This window comes from Brevibacillus sp. BC25, assembly GCF_000282075.1.
Taxonomy (GTDB): Bacteria; Bacillota; Bacilli; order Brevibacillales; family Brevibacillaceae; genus Brevibacillus.
In genome coordinates, this window is sequence record NZ_AKIX01000126.1 from 1 (window position 1) to 9,791 (window position 9,791).

The following is a 9,791-nucleotide window of genomic DNA, read 5'->3' on the forward strand; positions in this document are numbered from 1 at the left end:
GACTTTTTCAATGCTTCCACAATCGCTACGGCTGCCGTCATCCCACCTGCCGTAAATAAATCTGGAATCTCGCCATTAAAACGTTTCTTGTGCTCATCGATGAGCCAGTCGTTCATTTTCGTTTTCGGGAGCGAATGGTAATACACCGAGAAACCTTCCATTCCGATCATTGCCTCCATCGTTTTCAAGGCAGCGATATCAGGTGCTCCCGTGGATACTTTGATGCCTTTTTGCTGAACCTGCATATCTTGAAGCTGTTTCCACGGGGAGTTTGAGCCTGCCCACGTGATGAACACATATTCGGGTTTGGCGCTAATAATTTTTTGGATGTTGGCTGTAAAATCAGTCGTGTTCGTGTCAACGTATTGTTCTTCGATAATGACTGCCCCTAATTTTTCAGCCGCGGTCTTAAAGGCTTCGATCCCTTCTCGACCGTAGGCGCTGTCTTGAGCCATCGTCGCGATCTTCGTTCCTTTGGAAGCAATCGCCGCTGCGCCAGCAACTGCGTCCTGCGAAGAATTTCGACCCGTGCGGAAAATGTACTTGTTCCAGTTTTTCCCGGTGATACTATCTGCTACAGCCGGTTCTACGACCATGATTTTTTTGTACTCTTCTGCCAGGGGAAGGACAGCCAGCGTATCGCCTGAACTAGAGGAGCCTACGAGAAAATCTACTTTGTCGGTCTCCAGGAGCTTCGTCGCTTTTTGGACGGCAACATCCGGCTTCGTCTCCGTATCCTCCACGACGAACTCGATCTTTTTGCCAGCGATCTCTCGCTTGCCCTCTGTTGTATAATCGAGTCCGAGCTCAAAACCTCGCGCCGTCTGCTTTCCGTAGCTCTCCAATGGCCCCGTGAGCGAAGCGAGTACGCCGACCTTAATCGTATTACCACCATCAGATGAAGCGCTTTCATTTTGGCTGCAACCAACAACAAGCACGACAGACATCGCTAGCGGGAGCAACATTTTCCATCCTCTTTTTTTCACGCCCGTTCCTCCTTAAGAGTCAAAATGTCATTGCGATTCGGCTAACCATTCCAGTACTGTTGCAGCCCACGTATATCCAGTTCCAGCACTGACAGCTACGACAATATCCCCTGGGGCAAGACGTCCCTCTTGCTGTGCGACATGAAGTCCAATACACGGATCGAGTGCAGACAAATGCCCGTAATGATCGAGATAGACGGCCTGCTCCTCGCTAAGTTGCAATCGTTCCAACAACTCCAAGAACATCGAACGCTTTGTGTGCAAAGGAAGCAGCAGCTTCAAATCCCGCAAGGAACGATTGCTTTTTGCCAATGCCTGCTCTACCACATGGACAAAGTTCGGTATCGAGATGGGATCAAGTCGTTCTTTCATATCGCTCGGATTCGGCACATCGATGTAGTGGAGTCTGTTTTCCACCGTTTCATGACTAGGTTGTTGCTTAGAGCCGCCGGCGGGAACCCTTATATCATCGTGAAAAGAACCATCGGTAATCACACAGCTGTGGAGAATTCTGCTCTTTGTCGCACCACGCTTTACGAGAGCCGCTGTGCCCCCATCTGCAAAATTAAACATGAAGCGCGAGCGAGGATTGTCGTAATCGACGATTTGTGATTCTTTACAGCCAGCAACCAGCAAGATGTTTTCAATGGATGCATCTGCCGTCAGCATATCTTTGGCTACCTTCAAGGCAATTGGAAAGCACGAGCTGACGTTCATCATCTCGAAACCATATGCGTTTGTCGCTTTTAGTTCGTATGTAATCTTCGGTGCGCTGGACCATACATAGTAATCTTTGTGCGGACTACCGAAGTAAATAATTACGTCAATCTCAGATGGATCGATCACCGAATCGGTCAGCTGTTGGGCAGCGAGAACAGCGAGGTCTGATGCATGAAGGGTGTCATCTGCGACATGCTTTTGGTATAGACCGAATTTTTCGATAATGACTCGCGTGGGGATTCCGGTCTTTTCAGCCAATCGCTCAGCTGTTTCTACTCCCTCCGGGAAAAATACGGACGTCGCTTCCACTCCGATGGTCTGCTCGTGGATCGTATTCGCTTCAAAATGATTCATACTTTCGCTCCTTCCCTCGGTACGAGCATCGTCGCTGTTCCAGTCAGAACTACTTTTCCATGCTGATTCGTGCATTCCGTAAGCAATCGGATGATGCCCCGCTCTTCCTGATATTCCAGCACAGTGGCGGTCGCAGTGATCGTGTCTCCGATCAATACCGGAGCCGTAAACTGAATGGTCTGGTCTTTATAAATGGAACCGATGCCAGGCAGCTGCATCCCGAGCAATCTGGACAACATGCTCGCCGTCAACAGTCCATGTGAGATACGCTGGCCGAATCGCGTGTCTTTTGCGTACTGTTGGTCGATATGCACCGGATTGTAATCCCCACTCATTCCCGCAAATAGGACGATATCTGTTTCCGTAATCGTTCTGCTAAAAGATGCTTGCTCCCCTATTGCAAATCTCGCCATGCGAATCACCTCATTGCGTAATGGAATCACTCTTCAATCTGGTCAATGCTTGTTTGATGATTTTCCCGGTTGCATTGCGTGGCAGCTCGGTTAAAAACACGAATGACTTCGGGATTTTATACTTCGCCAGTCTTTGCTCACAGTGCGCTTTGATGTGTGCTTCTGTGATGACGACACCTGATTTTGGCACAATAAACACCTTCGCGACCTCTCCCCATTTTTCATCGGGTACACCGACGACTGCAGCTTCCTGAACGCCATCCAGCTCGCCGATGACCTGTTCCAGCTCCAGCGGATAAATGTTCTCCCCGCCTGAGATAATCATCTCTTTGCGCCTGCCTACGATATAGGCGAACCCTTCTTCATCAAAACGTGCCAAATCCCCTGTGTATAGCCACCCATCCCTGATGGTCTTGGCTGTTTCTTCTGGTCTGTTCCAGTATTCCTTCATTACATTCGGACCTTTGACGAGCAGTTCTCCGATTTCGCCCTGACCCACGTCTTTTCCGTCATCCGAGATCAGGCGGACTTCACAAAACATAACGGGCTTGCCGATTGAGCCAGCTTTTCTTTTTGCATCTTCCTTCGCAATCATAAACACGGTGGGGGATGTTTCTGTCAGGCCGTATCCTTGTCCAAAAGGGAGGCCTCGCTCCTGAAAATTCTGGATGAGTTCCATGGGGCATGGAGCGCCGCCGTTGTAAAACCAACGGACGGAATCGAATGATGTGGTAGCAAATAAGGGACTTTGACGAATGGCTTCATGGATGGCGGGCACACCCATCACGATGGTGACGCGGTGTGTTTCAATTAATTGAATCGCTTTATCAGGGTCGAACTTCCCGGCGACAACGACGCGTCCGCCAGCAAGCCATGTAGGGAAGGCAAACAGTCCGATTCCCCCGATATGAAAGAGTGGCAATAAGACGATCGAGCAGTCTTCTGAGGTGAGATCAAGCGCGGCTACATTGTGTACGGCGTTCCAAAACATATTTTCTTGGGTGAGCACTGCTCCCTTAGGCTTACCTGTCGTTCCTGATGTATAGCAAATGATGTATGGATCATCTCCACTGCCATCATCTGCCTCGGGCCTACTGTGCTGGGATGACTCGCTCGGACCATCTTGGCTCCAAGGAAGTTCTCCCGGTTCCAGCCATATCATGTGCGCAACACTGGCTTTTGCCTTGATCAGCTCAATGGTGGCACCAAACTCGGGCTGGGCACATAACACGCGGATACCACTATCCTCAAACTGATAGTCTAATTCGGCAGGGGTCAAGCGGATATTAAAGGGGACAGCAATCGCACCGAGTTTGGCGATGGCAAATAGCAGAAGCACATACTCCAAACTGTTTTGGGACAAAATGCCGATCCTGTCCCCCTTTTTGACCTGTAGCTCATGTCGTAAATAGTTGGCAAGACGTTGGATCTGCTCATTCATTTGCTGATACGTAAGTGCTTGATCTTTGGCAATCACTGCGATCCGCGTCGGAGTGATTCGGGCTCGCTTTTCAATCCAATAAGCAATTCCGTGCATGAACTCTACTCCTTTGCCTATAAAATGGATCGGTTACGGCTTGGCAGCAATCCCTTTCATAATCATCGACATGGCTGTTTCTAACACCTCTTCCGGTACGTCTTCATTTTCCCAGTAAACCCAACGCATCCCGATGAACTGTCCGATCGACATGAGACAATAAGCCAGCGTCTCATGATCCATCTCTCGAAACTCACCTTCGTTCATGGCGTTCTTCAGACTTCGTACGTACCCCGCTGCCAGTTTGGCGTAATACCAGCGATACAGCTCCTGATCGACGAGCGTAGCCTGTTGAATAATGCTGTACATGTTGCGATGATGTTTGATCCAACGAAAAAAGGCCAGAAATCCCAGGCGCAAATTCTCTTCTTGCGTGGTTGCTCCCATGATCGCTTCTTTGATGGTAGAACGAAGCTCCCTGCTCAGCTGCCTGATCAATTCATCATAGATCGCTTTCTTCGACTCGAAATAATTATAAAAAGTTCCTTGAGATACCTGTGCATGCTGTGTGATTAAGACGATAGACGCATCATAATAGCCCAGCTCGCCAAACACATGCTCTGCGGCATCCAGTATCTTTTTGCGGGTTTCCTGCCCTTTCTTGGTCAAAACAGGGGTAGGTAGACTATTTTCTGACACCTGAATCACCTCTCAGTTTTTATTATATGTATAATTCTAAATATTACAACATATTTCTCGTTGTTCATTTTCAGCAAACGGAAAACAGTATGATTCCCTTTGCCCTATTGGCAGAAATTGACGCGAAACGATCTGTGAGAACAAACGTCATATATAGTACAAAAGCTCCCATGCGAATGCACGAGAGCTGAAATGGATTTGATGCTTAAATGACGCGCTTGATTTTAACTGTGCGCTTTTCCCAGTTCGTCCCATCGTACTTGGAATAAGTCACACCAGGACTACCGTACGTGTGCAGGATTTTCCCATCCCCTGCATAAATAGCTACATGTGTAATCCGATCAGAAGAAGTGGTTACCGATGCCTTCATGAAGATCAGATCACCTTTTTGCAGATTGCTCTTGGAAACAGATTTCCCCACAGTAGATTGCTGGCGGGAATCGCGCGGCAATGTAATGCCCGCTTCTTTAAACACGCGCTGTGTAAAGGAAGAGCAGTCGAATGTACTGGTTGTACTGCTGCTTGAGCCGTATTTGTATTTTGTGCCCATATACTTTTCACCATTTTTAATCACTTGGTCGGCAATATTAGTTGCGGGCTTTTCTGGCTTGCTAGGCGTATTCTCTGAGGAATCAATAACACGACGTGCTCCTACAAATTTGTCACTGTACTCCGAATATTTTTTTACAACTACCTCGTCTTCCCCTTTCGAAGAATAAACGAATTGATCACTGCCTATGTATATTCCCATAAAAGTTGGGCTGCCGCTTCCGCTAGAGGCGAAGAACACCAAATCTCCTGGCGCCACGCTTTTTTCGGATACTTTAGTCCCAGTCTTGTACAGGCTAGAGATTGTGCTCCCGATGGAAATCCCTACTTGTTTGTACGCATACGTAGCCAGCTCCGCTGATCCGAATTGCTTCGGTCCCTTTGCTTTGTAATCGTAATCCTTCCCGATCAAAGAAGTAGCAATATTTGCAACCTCTGACTGTTTTGAATCTGGTGTCTTAGCGGCCACTACTCCAGCTTGACCACCCATTAACAGGGACGTACTCAGCATGACTGCTACTGTTGACTTCATTACCCAATCTCGTTTCGTCACTTTCTTTTCCTCCTTGTCATGTTGTGGCACCCGTCTTGGGTACATGGACAGAATAGCGCAGGAGGAAACAGGAGGATAAGACCGTAAAATTTTCCAATGATGGAATTGGTAGCATGGGACTAGTCTGAAAACAAGGAGTAACGTAGGCGGTTGCTACCTCTTAGTTCCATGGAACCATAAAAGTTACAAATCGGTATCAAAGGTGATTTTCGTCGTATAAAACGGCTATTTTGCTGGCCCGAACCCCAAACAAAAACCATCTTCTGCATGTTTCTGTCAGAAGATGGTTCTCCATTCGTACCTATTTCATTTTCGCCATAAACTGCCCCCAGGTCTCTTCTCCCCACTTGAGAGTGAGGACATCTCCATCCGTAACAGGTCCTACCCCCGCTGGCGTACCCGTGTAAATGACATCCCCTTGATCCAGGCCTAGATGTTCGGAAATATAGGCAATAATGGTTTCCAAATCAAAAATCACATCACGAAGATTGCCGCGTTGCACTTGCTCTCCATTTTTCAGCAAGGAGAAATCGGTTTGGTGCAGCTCATGGATACCAGGAAAAGGATGAAAAGACGTCAAAATGGCTGAATTTTTAAACCCTTTTGCCAACAACCATGGATGCCCTGCTTTCTTCAGCTCGCTCTGAACATCCCGCAAAGTAAAGTCGATCCCGAGTGCTATTTTGTCAATCATATCGTCAAGTGTAGCTCCAGCCTCATACGGTCTCGCGATGTGAATCACAAGCTCCGTCTCATAATGGAGCTCTCCACGAGATGCCGGAAGCTCAACGGCCTCGCCATTTGCCATTGCAAGCGCATGTGTTGGCTTATCAAAGATCATTGGCCTGGTTGGCACGTCGTTCCCCAACTCCGCAGCATGCAATCGATAATTGCGACCGATACAGTAAATATTTTTGACTGACTCCATTTTGTCCTCTCCTTTGGTGGCTGTCTCTTTTTTCACTATATCATGGCTGCACGGCGTATTACAGCTTGTCTTGTTCGCCCTCTTCCATGCAGTTACGATAGCCAGGCCAAAGACGTGCATTCCCTCGTGCTTCTACTTCAATCACGGTATCACAAATGGATTCCAACGCACTCTCCAGATCCATCTCTTGCTCAGAGCTCCATGAAAATTCGTAATGGAAAATCACTTGCTGCTCTGTCGCTTCGGAGAGGACAAACGCAAACTGCTGTTGTTGTTCCACGACATGCTTTCTGGCTTCAACCGTCGCTTCTACCGAGAACAAACCATCCCATTCAGCAACCATATATGTAGAAGTAACATCAATCCACAGGGAGGGAGTATCATTCGTCCGCCGAAAAATAACAGAGTCCTCCCGATAAAACCCGTAGCCAGAGGGCAGCGCACCTGAGAGCTTGAATGGGATTCCTACCGGCAAATCATGTGGCTTCAATGCGTGGACAAGTCTCCCGGGCAAAAGATAGTAACCATCCTGCTGGCGATCTAACCTTTCTCCCATGACGAGAACCTCTTGATTGTGTGAATCACCTGTCACCTGAACGAACATCACGGCACCTCCCTCTAAAAACAGTATGGTCAGGAATGCATGACTCAAAACTAAATGACCATCCATTTTTTTCCTTACAAAAAACCGAAAAAAACAGGGTTCATCCATAGGATGCCCCCTTTATTCCTTCTAAGCTACGCACGTATGATCGCAATCACAACATGTTCGTCATCGTATGATTTTGCTTTGATTTTCACAGGGAAATCATACAGGTTGGTAAATTTAAAATCCTTATAGCCATACGCCACTGTAGCATCTTGACCCACTGGCACGTATCCTACTGATTTGCTGTGGTTATGCCGTTCCACCATGATCATCCCCGCTTCAGCAGCTGCATTGAAAAGCGTGCTGGAAACCTGACAAATCCCGCCTCCATAGTCATCGACGAGCTGTCCGTTCTGAATAACCCCGGCCTTTTGCCAACCATCCTCCGACAAATTCGAATTTCCCACTATTTCATTGAAAGAAAACACCTGTTGCGGCTTGATTTTTTCATTATGAAGCTTGCTCAATGCTTGCTTGATGTTATGTTTACGCGCATCTGTGCTGTCTTTCATCGATGAGTAATAAAAGCCGAGAACCTCCTCTTCCTTGAGGTCCATCTTCTCCACATACTTTTCCTGTAACTTTTCCTGCAACTCGATAGCAGGAGATAACGGATCCACTTGTAACGCCATTGCGCGCTCAGGCGCGTAGTTCATCCCAAGCGAGAATACGAGGACCACTGTCGCCATACTGATCGGCCAATGCCGAACTTTTTTCATTTCTACTTCCTCTCCCACATTTGTTGATCGGTTTACTGACGTGAAGTTCCCTATTTATATAGCCTGTCATTGTTATTACACCTTGCCTCTAACAATGTAACGTATGGGAAAAGCGACAATCAACCTGCAAATATTGGGCTTTTTGTCCTACTTCAGGTTCTACTCGTCATCCTCATCGATAACCCCGAGTGCTTTGTTCTTTTCTTTAAAGCGCTGGTTATGGGAAGAAACATAGGCCATCCGATCTGCTACCGGGTCTATGTGTAATTTGGCACTGTTTACGGCCACAGCAGCATCGGTGAATGCTCCCGCGATCAGCGTAATCTTGCTATCAAAGCTCGCAAAATCTCCTGCCGCAAAAATACCTGGCATATTCGTTGCCAGACGAGGACTGACAAACACGTTCCACTCATCCATATCCAAGCCCCACTCTTTAATCCCTGTGAAATCGGCCTTCAATCCGTGATTGACGATGATGGCCTCTACATCGATTTGCTCCGTCTCGTCCGTCTCCAGATGACGTATCGTCACTTTATCGATCGTTTCTTTGTCTGAGCTTTGCAATTGTGTGACCGCATACGGGGTGCGAACGATCGCAGATGACTCTTTCATCCGCTTCACATTCCGCTCATGTCCACCAAATACATCACGGCGATGCACGACAGTTACAGACCCTGCGATTTGCACCAGTTCGTTTGCCCAATCGACCGCGGAGTCCCCGCCCCCTGAGATGAGGACGTGCTTACCACGGAATGGCTCCAGTTCCTGCACCGTATAATGAAGATTTGTCACCTCGTAACGCTCGGCTCCTTCGATCTCCAGCTTTGCCATTTTCAAAATACCTCGGCCCAAAGCCAATATGATCGTGCGAGTCCAATGCCGTCTCCCCGATTTTGCAACGAGTATGTACGTGCCGTCTTCTTGTGGCTCCAGTCCAATGATCGCCTCGCCCAGCACGATGGTGGGATCAAATGTCTTCGCTTGCTCCACCAGATTGGCAACCAACTTTTCACATAGTTGTGGTGGTACACCGCCTACATCCCAGATCATTTTTTCTGGATAGATCAACATTCGTCCACCGAGCTCTTCTTTCGCTTCAATGAGTTTCGTCTTCAAATCGCGCATTCCGCTATAAAAGGCAGCGTACATCCCCGCAGGTCCACCGCCAATAATGGTTACATCAAACAGCTCCAACTGTTCTTCCACAACTACCCCTCCACTGTCTTTCTTGTTTGTTTATGAATCATCAAAAGCAATAGTGAAAATGAGATTCATTATCACAATGTGATTGTAATGGAAAATGGAGGAGGATTCAACATTCAAGACAAAATAAAAAGGCTCGTAATTAGCTTCATCAGCCAATTTACGAACCTGTTGTTTGCCATATGGTGCGGTCGAGAGGACTTGAACCTCCACGGTGTTGCCACCACTAGAACCTGAATCTAGCGCGTCTGCCAATTCCGCCACGACCGCATAAATGGTGCCGGCAATAGGACTTGAACCCACAACCCCCTGATTACAAGTCAGGTGCTCTACCAATTGAGCTATACCGGCACATTACGAGAAACTATGTAATTCGCACATTCTAAAAATAGAATGGCGGAGCTGACGGGACTCGAACCCGCGACCTCCGGTGTGACAGACCGGCGTGAACTCCAACTTCACCACAGCTCCATATAGAAGGTTTGTTCCTTCAAAACTGAATACGCATGATTGCTAAGTGTGTGGATAAGTCCTCGACCGA

At 47.7% G+C, this 9,791-nt stretch carries 10 protein-coding genes and 3 tRNA genes; all 13 read right to left on the reverse strand.

The features are described 5' to 3' along the window. Positions 1 to 947, reverse strand: a 947-nt coding sequence (locus PMI05_RS27350; protein ID WP_369751254.1) for a substrate-binding domain-containing protein, incomplete at its 3' end; no start/stop codon positions are given. Between the two features lie 66 nt (positions 948 to 1,013). Beyond that, positions 1,014 to 2,060 carry a 3-oxoacyl-ACP synthase gene (locus PMI05_RS27355; RefSeq protein WP_007728978.1) on the reverse strand — a complete coding sequence of 349 codons (1,047 nt, stop codon included), beginning with the start codon at positions 2,058 to 2,060 and terminating at the stop codon, positions 1,014 to 1,016. Next, positions 2,057 to 2,473, reverse strand: coding sequence for a MaoC family dehydratase (locus PMI05_RS27360; protein WP_007728980.1), 417 nt, complete (start codon positions 2,471 to 2,473; stop codon positions 2,057 to 2,059). Before PMI05_RS27360 ends, PMI05_RS27355 begins: the two co-directional genes overlap by 4 nt. Positions 2,474 to 2,483: 10 nt before the next feature. Beyond that, a complete protein-coding gene (locus PMI05_RS27365) occupies positions 2,484 to 4,010 on the reverse strand; it encodes an o-succinylbenzoate--CoA ligase (protein ID WP_007728982.1) in 1,527 nt (508 codons plus the stop codon). 33 nt (positions 4,011 to 4,043) lie between these two features. Next, entirely contained in the window at positions 4,044 to 4,649 is a 606-nt protein-coding gene (locus PMI05_RS27370) for a TetR/AcrR family transcriptional regulator (RefSeq protein ID WP_007728985.1), read from the reverse strand. A 205-nt stretch (positions 4,650 to 4,854) separates the two neighbouring features. Further along, positions 4,855 to 5,751 (reverse strand): C40 family peptidase, encoded by an 897-nt coding sequence (locus tag PMI05_RS27375; RefSeq protein WP_007728987.1) that lies wholly within the window; start codon positions 5,749 to 5,751, stop codon positions 4,855 to 4,857. A gap of 301 nt (positions 5,752 to 6,052) precedes the next feature. Beyond that, a complete protein-coding gene (locus PMI05_RS27380) occupies positions 6,053 to 6,679 on the reverse strand; it encodes a fumarylacetoacetate hydrolase family protein (RefSeq protein ID WP_007728989.1) in 627 nt (208 codons plus the stop codon). Between the two features lie 58 nt (positions 6,680 to 6,737). Then, positions 6,738 to 7,283 (reverse strand): hypothetical protein, encoded by a 546-nt coding sequence (locus PMI05_RS27385; protein ID WP_039961518.1) that lies wholly within the window; start codon positions 7,281 to 7,283, stop codon positions 6,738 to 6,740. A 134-nt stretch (positions 7,284 to 7,417) separates the two neighbouring features. Then, positions 7,418 to 8,047 (reverse strand): VanW family protein, encoded by a 630-nt coding sequence (locus PMI05_RS27390; protein ID WP_007728993.1) that lies wholly within the window; start codon positions 8,045 to 8,047, stop codon positions 7,418 to 7,420. Between the two features lie 159 nt (positions 8,048 to 8,206). After that, entirely contained in the window at positions 8,207 to 9,253 is a 1,047-nt protein-coding gene (locus PMI05_RS27395; protein ID WP_007728994.1) for an NAD(P)/FAD-dependent oxidoreductase, read from the reverse strand. Positions 9,254 to 9,433: 180 nt separating this feature from the next. Then, positions 9,434 to 9,520 (reverse strand) — tRNA-Leu (locus PMI05_RS27400). A gap of 5 nt (positions 9,521 to 9,525) precedes the next feature. Beyond that, positions 9,526 to 9,601, reverse strand: a tRNA-Thr gene (locus PMI05_RS27405). 43 nt (positions 9,602 to 9,644) lie between these two features. Next, positions 9,645 to 9,721 (reverse strand) — tRNA-Asp (locus tag PMI05_RS27410). Between the last annotated feature and the right edge of the window lie 70 nt (positions 9,722 to 9,791).

Bases quoted from the DNA above. Each gene is read 5' to 3' on its own strand.
- PMI05_RS27380 (WP_007728989.1), bottom strand. From the start codon at position 6,679: ATGGAGTCAGTCAAAAATATTTACTGTATCGGTCGCAATTATCGATTG.
- PMI05_RS27360 (WP_007728980.1), bottom strand. From the start codon at position 2,473: ATGGCGAGATTTGCAATAGGGGAGCAAGCATCTTTTAGCAGAACGATT.
- PMI05_RS27385 (WP_039961518.1), bottom strand. From the start codon at position 7,283: ATGTTCGTTCAGGTGACAGGTGATTCACACAATCAAGAGGTTCTCGTC.
- PMI05_RS27355 (WP_007728978.1), bottom strand. From the start codon at position 2,060: ATGAATCATTTTGAAGCGAATACGATCCACGAGCAGACCATCGGAGTG.
- PMI05_RS27365 (WP_007728982.1), bottom strand. From the start codon at position 4,010: ATGCACGGAATTGCTTATTGGATTGAAAAGCGAGCCCGAATCACTCCG.
- PMI05_RS27390 (WP_007728993.1), bottom strand. From the start codon at position 8,047: ATGAAAAAAGTTCGGCATTGGCCGATCAGTATGGCGACAGTGGTCCTC.